The 18,881-nt window shown below is 33.9% G+C and carries 16 protein-coding genes; 7 read left to right on the top strand and 9 right to left on the bottom strand.

Features of this window, described 5'->3' with window-relative positions:
- Window positions 1–46 precede the first annotated feature (46 nt).
- The 7 genes from BXY64_RS06640 to BXY64_RS06680 all read right to left on the bottom strand — a co-directional run bounded on the left by BXY64_RS06640 (window position 47) and on the right by BXY64_RS06680 (window position 7,752).
- Window positions 47–685 carry a hypothetical protein gene (locus BXY64_RS06640; RefSeq protein WP_120239113.1) on the bottom strand — a complete coding sequence of 213 codons (639 nt, stop codon included), beginning with the start codon at window positions 683–685 and terminating at the stop codon, window positions 47–49.
- Window positions 686–1,915: 1,230 nt separating this feature from the next.
- Complete coding sequence (locus tag BXY64_RS06650; RefSeq protein WP_120239115.1) at window positions 1,916–2,701, bottom strand: DUF4422 domain-containing protein; 786 nt, start codon at window positions 2,699–2,701, stop codon at window positions 1,916–1,918.
- Between the two features lie 49 nt (window positions 2,702–2,750).
- Window positions 2,751–3,848 carry a UDP-galactopyranose mutase gene (glf, locus tag BXY64_RS06655; RefSeq protein ID WP_120239116.1) on the bottom strand — a complete coding sequence of 366 codons (1,098 nt, stop codon included), beginning with the start codon at window positions 3,846–3,848 and terminating at the stop codon, window positions 2,751–2,753.
- A 156-nt stretch (window positions 3,849–4,004) separates the two neighbouring features.
- Window positions 4,005–4,793: a glycosyltransferase family 2 protein gene (locus tag BXY64_RS06660; protein ID WP_120239117.1), complete on the bottom strand. Its 789-nt coding sequence runs from the start codon at window positions 4,791–4,793 to the stop codon at window positions 4,005–4,007.
- Window positions 4,794–4,872: 79 nt separating this feature from the next.
- Complete coding sequence (locus BXY64_RS06665; protein ID WP_120239118.1) at window positions 4,873–5,820, bottom strand: glycosyltransferase family 2 protein; 948 nt, start codon at window positions 5,818–5,820, stop codon at window positions 4,873–4,875.
- On the bottom strand, window positions 5,786–6,235 hold the full coding sequence (locus BXY64_RS06670; protein WP_170150592.1) for a sugar 3,4-ketoisomerase: 450 nt from the start codon (window positions 6,233–6,235) through the stop codon (window positions 5,786–5,788). Before BXY64_RS06670 ends, BXY64_RS06665 begins: the two co-directional genes overlap by 35 nt.
- A 416-nt stretch (window positions 6,236–6,651) precedes the next feature.
- Window positions 6,652–7,752: a DegT/DnrJ/EryC1/StrS family aminotransferase gene (locus BXY64_RS06680; RefSeq protein WP_120239121.1), complete on the bottom strand. Its 1,101-nt coding sequence runs from the start codon at window positions 7,750–7,752 to the stop codon at window positions 6,652–6,654.
- A 326-nt stretch (window positions 7,753–8,078) separates the two neighbouring features.
- Between BXY64_RS06680 and BXY64_RS06685 the strand changes: the two genes are divergently transcribed.
- Window positions 8,079–9,488: a hypothetical protein gene (locus tag BXY64_RS06685; RefSeq protein ID WP_120239122.1), complete on the top strand. Its 1,410-nt coding sequence runs from the start codon at window positions 8,079–8,081 to the stop codon at window positions 9,486–9,488.
- Between the two features lie 382 nt (window positions 9,489–9,870).
- Here the strand turns inward: BXY64_RS06685 and BXY64_RS06690 are convergent, their stop codons facing one another.
- On the bottom strand, window positions 9,871–10,260 hold the full coding sequence (locus tag BXY64_RS06690) for a hypothetical protein (RefSeq protein WP_120239123.1): 390 nt from the start codon (window positions 10,258–10,260) through the stop codon (window positions 9,871–9,873).
- Between the two features lie 196 nt (window positions 10,261–10,456).
- On the bottom strand, window positions 10,457–10,948 hold the full coding sequence (locus BXY64_RS06695) for a rhodanese-like domain-containing protein (RefSeq protein WP_120239124.1): 492 nt from the start codon (window positions 10,946–10,948) through the stop codon (window positions 10,457–10,459).
- Between the two features lie 269 nt (window positions 10,949–11,217).
- Between BXY64_RS06695 and BXY64_RS06700 the strand changes: the two genes are divergently transcribed.
- From BXY64_RS06700 to glpC, 6 genes are all read left to right on the top strand, one after another.
- Window positions 11,218–11,844: a hypothetical protein gene (locus tag BXY64_RS06700; RefSeq protein ID WP_120239125.1), complete on the top strand. Its 627-nt coding sequence runs from the start codon at window positions 11,218–11,220 to the stop codon at window positions 11,842–11,844.
- A gap of 211 nt (window positions 11,845–12,055) precedes the next feature.
- Complete coding sequence (locus BXY64_RS06705) at window positions 12,056–13,639, top strand: DUF4369 domain-containing protein (protein ID WP_170150593.1); 1,584 nt, start codon at window positions 12,056–12,058, stop codon at window positions 13,637–13,639.
- Between the two features lie 125 nt (window positions 13,640–13,764).
- Entirely contained in the window at window positions 13,765–14,139 is a 375-nt protein-coding gene (locus BXY64_RS06710; protein ID WP_120239127.1) for a hypothetical protein, read from the top strand.
- 471 nt (window positions 14,140–14,610) lie between these two features.
- Window positions 14,611–16,236 carry an anaerobic glycerol-3-phosphate dehydrogenase subunit A gene (gene glpA / locus BXY64_RS06715; RefSeq protein ID WP_120239128.1) on the top strand — a complete coding sequence of 542 codons (1,626 nt, stop codon included), beginning with the start codon at window positions 14,611–14,613 and terminating at the stop codon, window positions 16,234–16,236.
- A gap of 8 nt (window positions 16,237–16,244) precedes the next feature.
- Complete coding sequence (glpB, locus tag BXY64_RS06720) at window positions 16,245–17,486, top strand: glycerol-3-phosphate dehydrogenase subunit GlpB (protein ID WP_120239129.1); 1,242 nt, start codon at window positions 16,245–16,247, stop codon at window positions 17,484–17,486.
- A gap of 7 nt (window positions 17,487–17,493) precedes the next feature.
- A complete protein-coding gene (glpC, locus tag BXY64_RS06725) occupies window positions 17,494–18,753 on the top strand; it encodes an anaerobic glycerol-3-phosphate dehydrogenase subunit GlpC (RefSeq protein WP_120239130.1) in 1,260 nt (419 codons plus the stop codon).
- Window positions 18,754–18,881 lie beyond the last annotated feature (128 nt).

Genomic DNA, 18,881 nt, shown 5'->3' on the forward strand with positions numbered 1-18,881 from the left:
AAAAAGGCTACACCTTAAAGTGTAGCCCTAATTTATACAAGTCAATTTACCTCAAAGCCTCCAGGGTAATGCTATCTACATTTGATTTCTGACCAACAATTTGGCCTTTGTAAAGGAAATAGGCATAGTAAGTTCTGGTTTCAGGTTTTAAAGGATCCATTCGAGCTTTGGTATCTTTCCAGAATGGTCGGGTTATGGTTTCTTCGTATTCCATTTCCTGATCGCCATAGCTAATTCTGCAAAACAAACGAATACCATCAAAAATAGATTTTGTGTACTTAATGCGAGGAGCACCAGAAATCAAATCTACATGAATTTCAGGCTTTTGGGTGTCCGTGTCGATTACACGATGTGTAGAACTCAGTCCAAAATCCTCTAAGATTGCAGGAGTACAGTTGGGATTGTTTTCAAGTGCTTTTCTGAAATTGCGAAAAGCTTTTACGCATAGGGGATGGTTTGTATCATATTCTTTGGTTGTAGCACGCGATTGGGCTTGAATGATGTTTTTCTTTTCACTCAATGCTTTGTCTTTTTGAATTATCCCCGTAAATTCTGCTACTTCTTCATCACTCAGACCAAGAATAGCTTGATAAACCAGAAGTTTTGCAACAATGTTTTCGCCTTGAGCATTAAATTCGTCTTCGGGTTTTGCAATGTAATCATTTGAAAGTTTAACTTGTGTCATGGTATTTCGCTTTTAGTTCATGTTAAAAAAGAAATTCATAAAACGATCGTTTAATGTTTTGTTATCTAGGTGTCGTATAATAAAGTTGAGATGTATTTTTCGAAATGTCAAGAAGTAAATCGAATAAAAAATTTCTTTAACCATTGAAAAACTTGCGTATATCATATAAAATAAGGCTTTAAGCATTGTTGAAAAAAGTTGAAATTTTTCTTTTTTAACAGAAAAATGAGCGAGAATTCTTTAAAATATTTATTTTCTGAACTTCCGTTAAAAGCCTATGTTAATAAAGTGATGTTTAATTTTCCGAAAATTGAGATTTTCATCTGGTTTAATAAAAGTAAAACACCTGTAATTATTAGACATTTTCGGTTGATAAAATCAAAAGCCTGTTTTGGGAAGAATTTTTTAATTTAGATATAGTTATCTAAGAAGAAAGGAAAAAATATCTAAAATATTGATGAATAAAAGGCTTCGTGTGTTTTAGGATATTTTCGCATATCTCATTAAGTTTATAATTATAATTGACCGATTGGTCTGTGTTTTTTCTAAAATCACCTCAAAAACTTCAAAATTCTGATTTTTGAAGCTAAAAAATTTGCTATCCTAACTTAGGAAAAGCTTTTCCTAAGCTGGAAAAGCACCAACGGATGTTAGGAAAGTGTTTTCCTATCATAGGAAAACGCCAACGGAAGACAGAAACACATTTTCCTACCGTAGGAAAAGTTGTACGGATAATAGAAACATGTTTTCCTATCATAGGAAAAGATATACGGAAGGTGAAAAAAGTATAACGGAAGTTAGGAAAGTGTTTTCCTAAGTCCCGTTGGGCATAACGGAGCTTAGAAAAAGCATTTTCTGCTTTAGGAAAATGTGTTTCTGTCTTCCGTTGGCTCTAACAAATGTTCCGTACATGTTTTCCTACGACAGGAAATACTTTTCCTACGATAGAAAAAGCTTAACGGAAAGTCCGAAAAGGTATTTTTAGGGTAATGTTACAAACAAAATTTTATCATTTACTTTGAATTCGCATGTGTGGTTATTGATATTCGAAAAGAAAATACGCTAGAATTAATTATAGAGTTAATAGGAGGTGAGATGGTTAGAATATTCCCGGTGCTAGTAAATAGAAGTAAGAGAGTAGGCTATTAAATAAAAAAATATCCAACAAAAATCGGTATTCATTTTGTTGGATATTGTAGTGTAAGAAAATATTTTAGTTCCAGTTCAGGATTACAATTTATTGAAATATAAAACTGGTAACTCTTTAATTTTTAAGTTTTCTTTCGAAAGCCAAACTAAAATCAAGCGCTCGGCAATAAAGCCATAAATACGTTGGTGATAAGAGCTGTATCCCGTTAGGTCAACTCTTTTCTCTAACTCAAACAAGATTTCGAATAACCATTCCATGTAACGATCGAATTCTGGTTTCTTCATTAAAAACATGTTGCAAGCATAGATTTCATTCTTGCTCATCATGCTATTAAATGCTTCGCTGTATTCAGGAAACTTCTCATTGATGATATCGCCAACGATATTCAAATCGTTATTGGGTCTTCTAATTGCATATTGCTCATTTACGCTTCGCTTCAATAAACGCAACTCAGGTAAGATAATGTCATGATCTTCCAGTATCTCTTTGGCGGTAGCAAGGTCAAGAATTTGATCTCTTCTTTTTTGAGAATCCTTGGCGTAAATTACTCCTTTTCTCTTTTTACCCAATCCAATCAGGAACATCATTTTTTGCATTAACTTCTCGTACCAGGATTTATCTGTTTTCGAGAAATATCTGCGGTAATGTGATAATCCAATATAGTCATCTTTGGCATTTTTCCACATCCAGTACATGCCTGTAGCTTCGCAAAAAGAGCCATTTTTATCAGAAATGTTATCACCTGTATCGTCGCCAATCATTCCCAGGTCAACTTTCGACATTCCTTTTCCAACATGTAAAGGTTCATATAAGCTATCCTTGCTAAGTTGTTTGGTTGCTTTGTGGTAAGCTACATATATCTTCATTTAACTATTCTTTATTTTGACTTCTAATTTTGTATAGATTCTTAAGCAATTATAAAATTTCTTCTGCCTTATTCAAGGCCGAGGCAATTACCTTATCCATGTCGTAATATTTATACTCTCCAAGGCGGCCGCCGAAAATTACTTTCTCATCTGCCTCACCTAAGCTCTTGTACTTTTCGTATAGGGCATTATTGCGATCATCGTTGATTGGATAATATGGTTCCATTCCTTTTTCCCAATCCATTGGATATTCTCGTGTAATTATAGTCTGAGGCTGAGTGCCAAACTCAAAATGTTTGTGTTCTATAATACGGGTAAATGGCACTTCTCTTTCGGTATAGTTCACTACGGCATTTCCCTGGTAGTTATCACAATCCTCTTTTAATTCATGTTCAAACTTTAAACTTCTATACTCAAGCTGACCATACTGGTATTCGAAATACTGATCAATTTCACCTGTATAGATGATTTTATCAGCAATGGATTTGTAATGCTCTTTGTTCTCCAGGAAATCTACACCCAGTTTTACTTCAGCTCCTTTTAGTAAATTTTCTACCAATACATTGTAGCCTCCTTTAGGGATTCCCTGGTATGGATCGTTGAAGTAATTATTGTTGTATGTAAATCGGAAGGGTAGTCGTTTGATGATAAATGCAGGAATTTCTGTTGCTGGTCTTCCCCATTGCTTTTCGGTGTATCCTTTGATCAGTTTCTCATAGATATCTTCACCTCCAAGAAACAATGCTTGTTCTTCCAGATTGCTTGGTTCTGTATCCTTATACTTTGCTCGCTGCCTATCAATTTCAGCTTTTGCTTCATCAGGTGTGATGGTTCCCCACATCTGATAAAAAGTATTCATGTTAAAAGGAAGATTATAGATCTTTCCTTTATAATTGGCTAAAGGAGAATTTACGTAGTTATTGAAACTAGCAAATTGGTTCACATACTCCCAAACTTCTTCATTGCTGGTGTGAAATATGTGTGCGCCAAATTTGTGTACATTAATTCCAGCACGTTTTTCGCAATAGGCATTACCTGCAATGTGGTCACGTTTTTCAATGACCAATACTTTTTTCCCTTTTTTTATCGCTTGCTGAGCAAATACAGCACCATAAAGTCCTGCCCCAACAATTAGAAAGTCATACATCCGCATTCAATTTATAAACCGCATAGTAAGCACCATTTGAATAAATCAAATGGGGCTTACTATGCTCAGAGTCGATTAATTTCGCCTCAAGATAATTATAAAAAGAATACCTATAAGCTTTATATTAAAGATTTTAATTGTTGATAAAAGGCGTGCCTACCACTTTTTCAAACCAAAGCTGAATAGTTTAATAATTATATTAATGGCTTTTGACATTTTGCGTTGATAGCGCAAGGGGCCATTATGATATTTAAAAATAAAATCTTGATGTTTTTTATTGACAATATCGATGGTCTTTTTCTTTTTTTCTTTATTAAATCCCTTTCTAAGAGAATTTGGGTGTATTCGGTAATAAAAGCCAGTAATAGGAAGTTTATGGGCAGTACCTCCATGTTCTAGAATTGAAAGCCAATATTCCCAGTCTTCCCATCCCCAAGTCATTTCTTCTGAATATCCTCCTGCCTTTTCCCAGTCCTTTTTTCGATAAAAAGAGCAGGCAAAAATAATGTTCTTACGGCTTATGGTTTTTAGCGAGAAAGGAGGGAGCTCCCATTTTCCGGTTCGATCGCCAAAAAATTCAGCTTCACAGTATACTATTTTTATATCTTCATTTTGCTCAAGAACTTGAACTGCTTCGTCCATGTAATCGGATGATATTCTATCATCAGCGTCTAGAGGAAGTATATATTCTCCTTTGGCTGATTTTATACCACAATTTCGTGCAGCAGGAAGTCCCTTGTTGGTTTGATATAAGTATTGAATTTTATCAGATCTTTTTTTTAAATCTTCAACTATCTTTTTGGTATTGTCAGTTGAGCCATCATCAACAATAACTATTTCATAATCCTGATAGGTGGAGGTGAGTATAGATTCAATTGTTTCGGTAATATACTTAGCGGAGTTATATGACGGGATTACAATTGATACTTTAGGTGTATTCTGCATAATAAATGAGTTTTTACAAAAAAAATGAGGGAAATATTGCTCTGGCTACTTTTAAAAAATCCTAGAGTAGCTAACTCAATCAATGAGTAATGTTTGGGTCTTCTTGTGTATATGATTTACGAATAGAGAATTGAGGATGTTTATTGTTACATAGAAACAAGCGACCCAGATATTCTCCAACCATACCAATAGCCATAAGTTGAACACCTGAAAATAGAGTAATGCTTGCTATGGTTGATGCATAACCAACAGGTAAATTGGGATTTATCAATTTTTCACCAATTGTAATGCCTCCATAAATAAAACCGCACATTGCTATGATCAAACCTGTTATCATAGCAACACGCAGAGGTAGTATGGAAAAATTGGTAAACATGTTTAACCATAGGCTTATTAGCTTACTTAAGGTGTATCCTGATTCTCCGTTTTGTCTGGCATTATGAACAACTTTTACCTTTCCAATATTAGAAGTTGTTCTAAGAATAAGTCCATCAATATAAGGAAAAGGGTGGTTGTATTTTATAATTTCTTCCACTAAAAAACGATCAAGAACCTTAAAGCTTGATAAATATAAATTGGTTGGTTTTTTGAGCATCCACGAAGCAACAGCATTGTTGAATCTGCTACCTAAATTTCGAAATAAGGAATGCTTCTTACTATCATAATAAGAGTAAACCACATCAAAATCAGTAGTGCTGGCATAGGTTACCAATTGAATAACACTTTCCGTTGGGTTTTGAAAATCATCATCCATAATGACAACTTTATCACCGGAACATTTGTTTAGTCCCGCCATAACAGCATTATGTTCTCCTACATTTTTAGCCAGTGAATAAAACTTTACCCATCGAGGGTATTTTTCAAAAAGTTGAATGCACCTATTTTCAGAATCATCCGGAGAACAATCGTTTATAAGCACAATTTCTAACTTAAAAAGTTGGGAAAAAGAGGCAATTAGTTCAGGTACAAGCTGCCCTATTGAATTTGCACCATTATAAACAGGAATTACTATTGATAGAGACTTCATTGTTAAGTATATCTAAAAAATGTTGTTTGTCAAAAATATAATCATCTTTGCTGTAACTTGATGAGCATAAAACAAGAAGAATTGAATCGTTGGTAAGAAAGCGCTGCCAGTCCCAAATCATTTTGTCTATAAAAACGCCTTCATTTTCGTTCAATAGTATTGTTTTGTAGTTGTTTGTTTCCAGTCCTACCTCTATCTGTCCTTTTAAGCAAATTAAAAATTGTTTTGTTTGAAAATGGGCATGTTCACCACGTATCGCTCCCGCAGGTACATTCTTAACGTAAAATAAGCGATGAACTTTAAATGGAAGTTCTGAAAATTCGAGAGGAGTAAGTTCCCCCCTGAAATCTTTAAATACACGATGTTGTTTCTTGCTGATAACACCAATATGCTTTTTTTTAATAGAAGTATTCATTATTGTCTGATTAAAAAAACTTAATATGCTTATTCGCATTTACACCTAATGTTATTTCTTGATGCACATGCAACTATAAATTTATCAAACAGATTGTTTATTAGCTCTGCGATTGAAATTGAAACAGAATTCATCGAGTTATTATTACTAATAATCTCTGTCGATTTTATGAAAAATACTTGTCAGCCGGCTTTTGTATTAGTAATATGCTACCAAGTTAATTCTTTGCTAATTTTTTCAGAACAACCTCAACATCATGCTCTTTTGCAAGACCTTTTAGCTTCAAATATGAAGTAGAGGTATATGTTATAGATGTGCCTGGTTTGAAATAGATTGTGTCATAAGTTCATTAGTTTTATTAACCTTGTGACAATTAAAAAGCGGGATACACGTACTCGTGCAAAAAAAAGTTAGTATTAGACGTATTTGATTGTTTTTTGAACAGTTTTTATTACTTGCTCAATGTCACTGTTAGGCATAGAAGGGTAAAGAGGTAATGAAAATACTTCATTAGCCGCTTGTTCTGTGATAGGTAAATCTCCGATTTTATATCCTAATTGGCTATATCCGTTCATAAGATGGATTGGGTGGGGATAGGTTATAGCTACAGGAATACCTTGTTTCTTTAATGCAGCTACAATTTTGTTGCGTTTGGTATGACGACAAACATATTGATAATATACATGTTCGTTGTTGTTGCCAACGATGGGAAGTTGTAAAGGAAGAGAAGAAAATGCATTGTCGTAAATTGCAGCGATTTCTTGTCTTCGTTTTATGTAGTGGTTAATATGTTTGAATTTTATTAATAGTATGGCGGCTTGTAATTCATCTAATCGAGAATTGTAGCCGTGTGTTTCTGCACTGTACGCTTCTTTCATTCCGTAAAAACGAAGTGATTTTAATTCGTTTGAGAGAATAGAGGATTTCGTGCAAATTAGACCTCCATCCCCATACGTGCCTAAAACTTTTGTAGGATAAAATGAAAAAGCACTTGCATCACCCATGCTTCCGGCTTTTTGATTTTTATAGCTTGCACCATGAGCTTGGGCACAATCTTCAACAATGTACAAATTGTATTTTTTTGCTAAAATTTTTAATGGTTCCATGTCTACACACTGTCCATATAAATGAACTGGAAGAATACATTTGGTTTTTGACGTTATCAATTGTTCCACTTTGTTTACATCCATAAGAAGGCTTTGTGGGTCAATGTCAACAAAAATAGGTGTAGCTCCAGTTGAAACAATAGCTGATACGGTTGGTACTGCTGTATTTGCTACGGTAATTACTTCACTGTCGTTGTCAATTTTTAATGCTTTAAGAGCCAGAAATAAAGCATCTGTTCCATTGGCTACACCAATTCCGTACTTTGTTTGACTGTAATTGGCAAATTTTTTCTCAAATTCACTTACTTTCTCACCTAATATTAACTGTCCCGAATTAAGAACTTCTTGAATAGCATTCATTGTGGCAGATTGTTCTTTTTTCAATTCGTCTAAATAGTTCCAAAATTTCATAGCACAAAAAATGAGTTGTTTTAATGTTAGTTGAATGAATTTTCTGTTAAGGGCAAAAGTATTTTATTATTTATAATATTTTATCAATAAAATGTTAATAAGTGTTAATAAGTGTTAATAAGTCAGGGTTTTCAAGTAAGAATAATATTTTTGAACCTAAGACTGTATATTCTTGTTTGTAAGCTTTAGGCTATTTCCATTAATATTGTATCTTTGGCGATGTATTATACATAAAGTGTGGTTTTATTGTTTCGCTAGGAGAAGCGAAAATGTCAACAATCCTTTCTTTTTAGATAAAATTTTAAATCAATTTAATATGAACAGTTATGAATAAAGAAGCTAAGATTACTGGTGTGTTTTTATGCATGATTGCTGTTTTTGTTGTTGCAGCTATGTGGTATCCTTGGATGGGTAGTGATTCTGGTTATTACTTGAAAATAGCATATGACCTTTCTAAAGGCATTTCTTTTTTTAAAGATATTGGATGTGGTTATACTCCAATGGGAATGTATGTATATTCATTACCATTTCTGATTTATCCGCAGATGGAAGGATCGCTGTTGTTTTTATATTTGTTGTTTATATATGTTGTATCTGTTTTTTTATTTTACAAGATTATTGGGTGTCTCGGAGTCGATAAACCAATGCGTGTGTTGTATAGTATCTTGTTGTTGTTAGCTTTGTTTACACAACAAGGTACGCATTTTTTATTGGAGCCAATTGTGTTGGTTTTTCAACTTGCAGCAATATGGTTTGCCCTTGTTGGGGTGAAACATAATAGGGCTTTGCTTTTCTTTTTTTCCGGTTTTGCAGTATTTTTAGCATTCTATTCCAAGCAATATGCTTTGTTTATTGTTCCCGGAATCCTCGTTTTAATATCTATTCATATCAATTCGGTAAGAAAAATGGTTTACCGCTTGATACTGGTCGGTACTGGCTTTTTTCTTCCATTGCTTGTCATTTTAAGTTTTCAACATTTTGTAAATGAATTATCAATTATAGATATTTTAAAACGTTTTGCAGGAATTGATTATATAATTGGTAATGGAAAAATAACTGGGGTTGATTATTCATTTAAAAAATTTATAGCATCCATTAGCCTGTTTTTATTACAGTTTCCTTTTGTGTTTTTACCTTTTTTCTTAAAAACTTCTCGATCAGATTGGAAGGATAAAAAAATAATCGCATTTTCACTTTTGGCAATTTGTTCTTTTTTGCAATTGTACTTTGCAGCCTATCGACATTATTATCAACTAATTGTTCCTTATGTGTTGATGTTGTTTATTTTGTTGATTGCAAAAAAATATAATCAGGGACATTGTAATGTTCGAAAAATAGCAATCTATCTGGCTATTTTCTTTATTTTACCCGCTTCCATTCAATTGATTCGAGAGTGTAGTAAGCGACCTAAAAGATATGTGATACAAAATAAGGAGCGTCAAATTTTTGACGATGCTAACCTAACTTATTCGAAAGTTTATCTTCAAGGTATATCTCCCGCATACTATTTTTTGTGTAAATTTGATTCCCCAAATCTAAGATACTTGGGATATAAATTTCCTGAAGAGTTATCTTTGGAAGATATTGATAACCATTTGTCTGATAGTAGTTATGTGATTGGAAATACTGAATTTCTTACGAATAAATCATTTGCTCATAAGTATCTTGTAATAAAAACCTTTTTAGATAAAAAAGAGAGGAAAATCTATGTTCTAAAGAAGAATAGTGAAAAATGACCCTATGATTAGGACTTATATTGAGTGTTTAAAATAGTGTTGTATTCGTAATGATATTACTATTAATAGACTAATGTTGAGATTAATTAAGAATGATGTTATATGGAATATAGTGGGTAATCAAATTTTAATTTATTACAAGTAAAGTAGATCATGTTAACGAAATTATAGGTATTTCTATAGCCTCATTATCTTTTCTTGGTCAATTGAATGTAGGAATGACTGTTTTTTTATACACTAATAACTTATTCGCCTTTACACACAATTTGTTTGAGCTAGTCTCCACGAAAAGTTAAAAAAACAAAACATAAAAAAGGAAAGATCTCTCGATTCGAGCTCTTTCCTTTTTAATCCAAACACAAAATGATTTATTGTCAATCGCCTATTTCTTTTTCGGCTTTTGTGTTTTTACTGAATCCACATTGTGGATTTTATGTACTTTCTTCAAACTATCAATCGAGATATAATTGATTCCGGTAGAATCTACAATAATACGGATACCAGTTGTTTTTGAACTTACAATGGTATCGCTACTTGCACCCAGAATTAACTTACTACCATCCGACAGAATCAGTGTAGCTTGTTTCTTTCCCGGTTTAATTTTTTCTTCCTTATTTGCCAGCACATTTTTACTTAGTGGCATGCAAAAAGCTAATAGAATGAATACAACAGCAAGTCTTTTAATGTTTGTTTTGCTGTCTTTACTAGCATTCTCATTCTCGCCTTTAAAATCCATTGCACTATTTGCTACGGCAATCTCTCTCTTCTTCATTTTTCCCCCTTAGCGATTAAGCTGTTTATTTGTTTTACGAATTACAATATAATAACAGTCGATTGTTAGAAATGGGTGAATGAAAAGAAGAAATTATTTGTTAAAAAACCTTTAATTTTGATTTTTGAAAGCAAATTATCTTGTTTAAGTAACAATTTGATAGTTGCTTGTTGTGGTTTGCACATGAAAAAGAAAACTATTTCATTGATGAATATTTGTACTCACATCCATCCGTATCTATCAAAGGAAGTCTTTTGTTTTTCCATGCTGCTAATCCTCCTTGCAATTCATATACATTGTTAAAGCCCAATTTTACCAAAGCGGTAACAGCAGCAGGACTTCGAAGTTCTTTACCGCAGTATACCATGATTTGATGATCGCGGTGCAAAGATTGAAGCGCTTCTCTAAAATAGCTGAAATCGTAAATTAATTTGGCTCCCTTAATTCTGGGTTCCGATATGTATACTTCTCTTGGCCGAATGTCGTAAATTTTAACACTATCGCAAGTTTGTATCAGTCGGTAAAACTCTTCCGCATCTACTAAACCTGTGATATCACGGTATTGTGCAAATGCTTCGGGACTTTCCACTGATTGTTTACTTTCAGCAACTTTACTACTGGTGCGATTTTGATTTTTATTGCATGAAAAAAATACAAGGCTAAGAATTATAAGCTGAACGATTCTCATTTTACTTGGATTAGATTTTTGTTCTGTGTATGTTTGATGGGTTCAAAGATATTATTATTGTGAGTATTTATTTTCTCAAAACAATTATTCACAAATGGAGTTCATCAAAAATAATTGAATCTAATTATACTTCATTTAGGTTAATTAAGGTTAAAAAATCAATCTTTCATTCACACATTTTACAATTTAATGTGTCCTAAGAGTATAAAAAGAAATTTAATAAAAGGTAATTACCACAAAATTTAACTCAAAATGAAAAAGTTATTACTGTGATTGGTTATTCAGATGCTTTGGAATTTGGAAGTGAAACCTATAAGTACATTATTGCCAACAAAGATAAGTTTATTGCAGAGGAAGAAATCGGTCAGGAGAATTATGATGATGTTATTGGAGCTACTGTGAACAAATATGTATCTGGCATTGCTAAAACAGGAACAATTGATGAATTAAAATCAGCAATTGAAGAAGCTAAGAAAGACTTTACATCTCCTCAGCAAAAGATGATGGAGGACAATTGGTACTCTACTTATTACTTGGCGCACAAAGAGTATGATACCTGGTTCAACAAACAGATCTCATCGGCTAAGGAAACTTTGAAGACCGATAAGAGAATGGGATCAAGCATCTTAATCAATACCACTTACCGTGTAGCAATGGATCCTGCTTTCGAAGGCGCTGGTATTTATGGAAAAGCAATTACTGCAGTTGAAGATTATATGAAAGAGGATAGTGAAATGTTAGCAGGTTACTATTGCCTAGCAAGTTTGTATAAAAAATCAAATAACAAAGAGAAAGCATTGGAAAATATCAATGCATTTATCTCTAAAAATGCCGAGAAAGGTGGTAAAAACGACCAGCGTGTAATGGCATTAAAAGAAGAAATTGAAAAAATGTAATTTAAAAATAATTTATTGATTATTTTTAACAACTTAATATGTGGTTTGGCAAATCATTTAGGGGAGTCAAACCACTTTTACCCAATCAAAAAAACAAATTTATAAACTGATCTGATGAAACGAGCATGATTAAAATGATTGTTAAATATATAAGACAATAATGATTTTGATCTTGCGGCTTACATCCGACAAAAAAAGAAACTCTAAACGGATGAAATTTAAATTAAACCTACTAGTTGTCCTGGCTGCCATGCTGGGAATGTTTGCATGTAACAATGCCAAGAAAGAAACAAAATCAGGAATGATTTTATCAGGTACCATTACTGGTGTTGATGATGGTACAAAATTGGAATTAGCGCATTATACTGCTAGCGGTATGCAAAAAGATACTGCAATTATTAAAGAGGGTAAGTTTGAAATCAAGGGAGATTATCCAATTCCTACCTTGTGTTATTTTGCAATTGCAGAAACCAATACTTATGCACAAATCTATGTGGAAAATGCTCCTATAAGCGTAACTGCTGATGTGAAAGATTTCGCAAACATGAAAGTTACAGGAAGTAAAGAGCATGATACTTATGCGATTTATCAGAAGCAAAGCAATGAAATTCGTGCAAAGTATAAAGACATCATGGCTCAGCTTTATAAGCCTGGTAACACTAAAGAGCAAGCTGAAGAATTAATGAAAAAGTTAGAGCCTCAGCAAAAAGAAATTGAAGCTTTAAATGAGAAGTTCATTAAGGAATATCCAGCTTCTGCTCATGCTGCAAGCCTTGTAGTTAGAGAGCTTTCCGGCAAGAACTATAAGGAAGCTCAGAAAATGGTTGCTGCAATGGATCCTCAAATTCAAAAGAACGCTACTATTATTAGCACCCTTGCAGAAATGGCTAAAAAAGGGGAAAAAGATGTTAGTATTAAAGAGTTAATGGCTAATGTAAAGAATGTTTCTTACCAGGTTGATAAGAAATTTAAAGGGGAAGCTTTAACTGATATTATTTATCTGGGAACATTTAAAAATAATAACATTTGTGCTTTAAAGAAAGATGGTAGTATTCAGGTAATCGATCCAAATGGAAAAGTTTTAAAAACGATGAAACCAACTTTTAATGGTAAGCCTTCATCATTAGCCATTGATACTGATAACAATATTTATTTACTATGTGCCATTCAGGAAGAAGTAGAGAAGAAAGTACGTGGTAGAAAAATTAAAAGAATGATGCCTAAATCGGTAGAGTGTGTTGTTCTTGATGAAAATGGAAAGGAAAAAGCAAAGTATGTTTTGAAAGATGTAATTACAGCAACTGGAGCAAGAATAATTGACAACAAGCTTGTGATTGCTGATTACAGAGGTGCTAAACTTGCCATGTTTAATAAAACCAACGGAGAAGCTGGTCCGGTAATGAAAGATATGCGTCCATGTTGTGGTATCCTTGATTTCTCGGTAAACGCGAAAAACGAAATTTTGGTTGCTAACCTGGGAGCTTTCCGTGTTCAAGGATTTAACTTTTCTGGTGAAAGTATTTTAACATTCGGTCAAAGAGGTAAAACATTGAATGATTTCCACGGATGTTGTAATCCTGTTTCTGTAGCTTCATTAAACAGTGGTGCTATTGTAACGGTTGAAAAAGACCCTACACGTATTAAAGTATACAGCAATGCAGGAGCAAAACAAATAGCTGGAATCGAAGAGTTGGTAAAAGGATGTTCCTACATTCCAATGATTTCTGATACCAATGACAATCTTTATTTGGCTTCTGCCGAAAAAGGAATTGTTAAGTGTGTATCAGTGAACTAGAATTGATAAGAAAATATAAGGAAAAGAGCTATTCGAGAGGATAGCTCTTTTTTTTTACAAGTTTGTTCACCCAAAAACTAAAAATGATTGTCTATAGTATGTAAGCTAAAAAAACGGGAATTATCATGATTGAAGTGGAGTACAGGCCTGAAATTGGGTTGTTAGATGTAATGATGACTGGAAAAATACAATTTTCTCAAATGAAGGAATATTGTTTAAACCTTTTAAAAGAAGTGACTGTTGCCAATGGTGTTAGAATATTAGAAGATGCAAGTTCGGCAGAGCTGCAATATGATGTTGATGATGCTAAAAAATTAGGTTTGATTATGGAGTCGGAGCTGGGGCAGCATTTATTTGTTAGGCACGCTTTGATTAGAAGAAATCCTCTTGATACAGCATTTGGAATGATTCGAATTCAAAATAATACTTCTGATCGTTATCAATTAAAGGTATTTTCTACTCCCGAATATGGAAGAAATTGGTTGTTGAATGAGAATTAAAATTTGTAACTATTAACACCTAAATAAAATTACTTTTAATAAAGTGAATGTTAGCAGGTATTTTTGTCAGATTTAATGCCTGCGTCATAGCAAATAGCCAAATCATTTTAATGATTTGGCTTATTTTTTATCTTGGTTTTACCAGTAAATATTTAAAATTTTTTATTTAGATGCAATCTATCTAATCTGTTTTTAGGCCAATTTATTTCCTGAAAAATCTATTTGATGGTAAGGGTTGGAGCTTTTGTAAAGTCTTGCTATACATATATTTCTAGTATTTGTATTCATGAATGTTCTTGATGCAATAATTCTATGGGAAATACATTCTTAAACTAAGCTTTGGTTAATGCAAAATATATTTTTTAAAGACATACTTTGTAATGCTATGTATGATGTATATCTTTGTATTCTAAGATTTATAAAAATCTTCGTTAAGCTGAATAAAAAGATATTGAAATAAGAATACTCATCATGAATAAGAATAGATCCAAGGAATATGATGTAATTATCATCGGAGGGGGAGCAACAGGTGCAGGGACAGCGCGGGATTGTGCGATGAGAGGATTAAGTGTATTGCTGGTAGAACGTCATGATTTTGCCACTGGAGCAACAGGAAGAAATCATGGTTTATTACATAGTGGAGCCAGATACGCAGTAACCGATCATGAATCGGCAGCTGAATGTATTGAGGAAAACATGATTCTCCGAAAGATTGCAAACCATTGCATCGAAGAGAACAATGGACTATTTCTTACACTACCAGAAGATGACATTGCATTTCAATCTCAATTTGTAGATGCTTGTTCAAGTGCTGGGATTTCAACAGAAATTATAGATCCTAAGTTGGCACTTCGTATGGAGCCATCAGCAAATCCAGATATAATTGGAGCAGTTAAAGTACCTGACGGATCGGTTGATCCTTTCCGTTTGACCATGTCAAATGCATTGGATGCCAAATTGAAAGGCGCCGATATTTTAACTCAGCATGAGGTTGTTGATATTTTGAAAGATCAAGATCGTGTGAATGGAGTAGAATTATTCGATCATGAGAAAAAGGAAAAAGCAAAATATTACGGAAAAATTGTTTGCAATGCTGCTGGTATTTGGGGACATAATATTGCCAGGTTTGCTGGAGTTAACATCAATATGTTTCCTGCAAAGGGGTCTCTTCTGATTTTTGGTCATCGTGTAAATAAAATGGTTTTGAACAGGTGTAGAAAACCTGCCAATGCGGATATACTTGTTCCAGGAGATACCATTTGTTTGATTGGAACCACATCAGAGCGAATTCCAATTGAAGAAATAGACAATATGTATGTTTCCAAGGATGATGTGGATGTGTTGATAAGAGAAGGAGTAAAGCTTTCTCCATCCTTGGCCACTACACGTATCCTTCGTGCTTATGCAGGTGTTCGTCCATTGGTTGCTGCCGATGATGACCCAAGCGGAAGAAGTATTAGTCGTGGTATTGTATTGATGGATCACAAGGAAAGAGATGGCCTGGAAGGTTTCATTACGATTACTGGAGGTAAGCTGATGACTTATCGCTTAATGGCTGAAGAAGCAACAGATTTGATTTGTAAAAAATTAGATGTCGATAAGAAATGTGAAACGGCCAACATTCCATTACCGGGATCTGAAAAAAGTGATGAAACATTAAACAATGTAAGCCAGAAAGTTTATTCAATTAATGGTATTACTCAAAAATCGGCAAAGGATAGACATGGATCATTGGCTCACAAAATAGCCCAAGGCGATGAAAATGAAGATTCAATGGTTTGTGAATGCGAAGGAGTTTCGATTGGGGAAGTAAAGTACGCGATTAATGAATTGCATGTTAATAACCTGATTGATTTGCGTCGTAGAACTCGTGTTGGAATGGGAACTTGCCAGGGTGAGTTGTGTGCTTGTCGTGCAGCAGGTCTTCTTTGCGAATCGATGGAAGAGCCAGGGAAAGCAAAAGATGATTTGGCAAACTTTCTTCAAGAGAGATGGAAAGGAATGTCGCCAATTGCATGGGGAGAAACGATTAATGAAATTCAATTTACATCCTGGATTTATGAAGGGATATATGGATTGAAACCAGATAACAATTAAGCAAGAGTATGAAATTCGATAACATTATAATAGGTGGTGGGTTAAGCGGACTCACATGTGGAATTAAATTGGCGGAGCAGGGAAAAAAATGTGCGATTGTTTCATCTGGTCAAAGTGCAATTCATTTCTTTTCGGGTTCTTTTGATTTATTGGGTAAGGCAAATGGAGAAGAGGTTACAAACCCTTTGGAAAGCATGAAAAGCTTGCCTGAAAATCATCCATACAAAAGGGTAGGATTAGATAAAATAGAACGATTAACAAATGATGCTTTGCATTTGTTGGTTCGTTCGGGTTTAAATTTAAATGGTCAAGCCGATAGAAATCACTATACTTTAACGCCTATGGGTGTAATGAAACCAACTTGGTTGACTTTAAGTGATTTTACCAGTTTCGATCAAAAGGACAGTTTTCCCTGGAAAAAAGCAGTAATCTTAAACTTTAGTGGATTTCTTGATTTTCATACACTCTTCATTAAAGATGGATTAAAAAAGTTTGATGTTCACGCACAAATCAAAACTGTTTCGATGAAACAGTTTGATGCAATTCGTAAAAATCCTAGCGAAATGCGTTCAACAAATATTGCGAAAGAATTTGATAAAGAAAATGCTATTGAGGAATTTGCTCAGAAAGCAAATGTCCTAAGTGATGGATTTGATGTGGTAATTCTTCCTGCTGTATTTGGATTATTTAACAAGACAATTGCAGATAAGCTAAAAGAGAAAATCGAAAAGCCAGTTCTTTTGTTACCAGCCATACCACCTTCGGTTCCAGGTATTCGAACACAGATTACATTGCGTGAAAGATTTCAGGAATTGGGAGGAACATATCTGTTGGGAGATAATGTTGAAGAAGGAGTTTTTGAAAATGGCAGGTTATTGGAGATTAGAACCAATAATCATGGAGATATAAAATTTGAAGCAGACCAATTTATTTTGGCAAGTGGAAGTTTTTACAGCAAAGGAATTGTGGCAACTCACGATAAGTTATACGAACCAATTTTTGGTTTAGATATTGATGGCGATAGCAATCGTGAAAAATGGTTTGATGAAAAGATCTTTAACGATCAGGCGTTTATGCATTACGGTGTAAAAACCGATCAGAAATTTCGAGCGTTGATGAATGGTGAACCTGTAGAAAATTTATATGTGGCAGGTTCTGTGTTGGGAGGAGCAAATCCTCTTAAAGAAGGAAGTGGAGCAGGTATAAGTTTACTTACATCTCTTCATGCGGCTGAACAAATTTTAAAATAACAGGACAATGAAAAAGGAAATATTTGAACCATATAACGTTAGTGATAACAACTTTGAACAATGTGTCAAATGTACAATCTGTACCGTTTATTGTCCGGTATTGGAAGTAAATCCTGATTATCCTGGACCAAAACAATCGGGGCCTGATGGGGAGAGAATGCGATTAAAAGATCCAGAGTTTTATGATGAGGCTTTGAAGTTGTGTTTAAATTGTAAGCGCTGCGAAGTTGCTTGTCCTTCAGGAGTTAAAATTGGAGATATTATTCAATCTGCTCGCATAAAGTATAGCAAGAGCAAACCAAAACTTCGCGATATGATTCTTGCGAATACAGATATTGTAGGAACCATGGCGAGTACATTTGCTCCAATTGTGAATACAGCAGTTGCGCTGAAGCCAGTACGTAAAGTAATGGATAGTGTGTTAAAGATCGATCATCATCGCATGTTTCCAAAGTATACAGGTTTGCGTTTTGAAACCTGGTATCGCAGATATGCAGAAAAGAAACAGCAAGAGTTCAAAAAGCATGTTAGTTATTTTCATGGCTGCTATGTGAATTATAACTTCCCTCAGCAGGGTAAAGACCTGATTAAGGTAATGAATGCTGCAGGTTATGGTGTACACCTTTTGGAGAAGGAAAAATGTTGTGGTGTTGCATTAATTTCTAATGGATTAATTAAACAGGCAACCAAACAAGCCAAACACAATGTTGAGGCATTCAAGAAATCAATTGTAGATAAAAAGATGCCAGTGATTTCAACATCATCAACTTGTATATTTACCATTCGCGATGAATACCCTCATTTATTAGGAGTAAAAAATGAGGAAATAAGAAATGATAGTGAATTGGCGACACGTTTCTTATTCCGATTGATTGATGAAGGAAAATTGAATTTGGTATTTAAAAAGAATTACAAAAAAAGAATTGCATATCACACTCCTTGTCACATGGAAAAATTAGGTTGGTCTATTTATTCCACTTCGCTTTTGAAAATGATACCAGGAGTTGAATTGGTTCAGCTTGAGTCACAATGTTGTGGGATAGCGGGAACTTATGGATTTAAGAAAGAAAATTATCAAACATCTCAGGAAGTTGGTAAGCCTTTATTCGATCAGATAGAAAACTCTAAGGTTGATTTTGTTGCCACAGATTGTGAAACCTGTAAATGGCAAATAGAAATGTCAACATCTAGCAAAGTTCAACATCCGATATCTATTCTGGCAGAAGCAATAGATGTTGAATCTACAATGAAGCTATGGCAAAAATAAGCGTGTAGCAGAGCAAAATATTTTATTTTTAAGTTAGGTTAATGCCGTAATTATTGGATTATTTCGATCCACTGGTTGCGGCATATTTTTTGCGAGTAAATATTCTTTTAAAATTTATACTGATTTAC

The sequence above is a fragment of the Marinifilum flexuosum genome (assembly GCF_003610555.1).
Lineage (GTDB): Bacteria > Bacteroidota > Bacteroidia > Bacteroidales > Marinifilaceae > Marinifilum > Marinifilum flexuosum.

Bases quoted from the DNA above. Each gene is read 5' to 3' on its own strand.
- BXY64_RS06705 (WP_170150593.1), top strand. From the start codon at position 12,056: ATGAAATTTAAATTAAACCTACTAGTTGTCCTGGCTGCCATGCTGGGA.
- BXY64_RS06640 (WP_120239113.1), bottom strand. From the start codon at position 685: ATGACACAAGTTAAACTTTCAAATGATTACATTGCAAAACCCGAAGAC.
- glpA (WP_120239128.1), top strand. From the start codon at position 14,611: ATGAATAAGAATAGATCCAAGGAATATGATGTAATTATCATCGGAGGG.
- glpB (WP_120239129.1), top strand. From the start codon at position 16,245: ATGAAATTCGATAACATTATAATAGGTGGTGGGTTAAGCGGACTCACA.
- BXY64_RS06690 (WP_120239123.1), bottom strand. From the start codon at position 10,260: ATGAAGAAGAGAGAGATTGCCGTAGCAAATAGTGCAATGGATTTTAAA.
- BXY64_RS06670 (WP_170150592.1), bottom strand. From the start codon at position 6,235: ATGAATACTTCTATTAAAAAAAAGCATATTGGTGTTATCAGCAAGAAA.
- BXY64_RS06710 (WP_120239127.1), top strand. From the start codon at position 13,765: ATGATTGAAGTGGAGTACAGGCCTGAAATTGGGTTGTTAGATGTAATG.
- glpC (WP_120239130.1), top strand. From the start codon at position 17,494: ATGAAAAAGGAAATATTTGAACCATATAACGTTAGTGATAACAACTTT.
- BXY64_RS06650 (WP_120239115.1), bottom strand. From the start codon at position 2,701: ATGAAGATATATGTAGCTTACCACAAAGCAACCAAACAACTTAGCAAG.
- glf (WP_120239116.1), bottom strand. From the start codon at position 3,848: ATGTATGACTTTCTAATTGTTGGGGCAGGACTTTATGGTGCTGTATTT.
- BXY64_RS06680 (WP_120239121.1), bottom strand. From the start codon at position 7,752: ATGAAATTTTGGAACTATTTAGACGAATTGAAAAAAGAACAATCTGCC.
- BXY64_RS06665 (WP_120239118.1), bottom strand. From the start codon at position 5,820: ATGAAGTCTCTATCAATAGTAATTCCTGTTTATAATGGTGCAAATTCA.
- BXY64_RS06685 (WP_120239122.1), top strand. From the start codon at position 8,079: ATGAATAAAGAAGCTAAGATTACTGGTGTGTTTTTATGCATGATTGCT.
- BXY64_RS06695 (WP_120239124.1), bottom strand. From the start codon at position 10,948: ATGAGAATCGTTCAGCTTATAATTCTTAGCCTTGTATTTTTTTCATGC.
- BXY64_RS06660 (WP_120239117.1), bottom strand. From the start codon at position 4,793: ATGCAGAATACACCTAAAGTATCAATTGTAATCCCGTCATATAACTCC.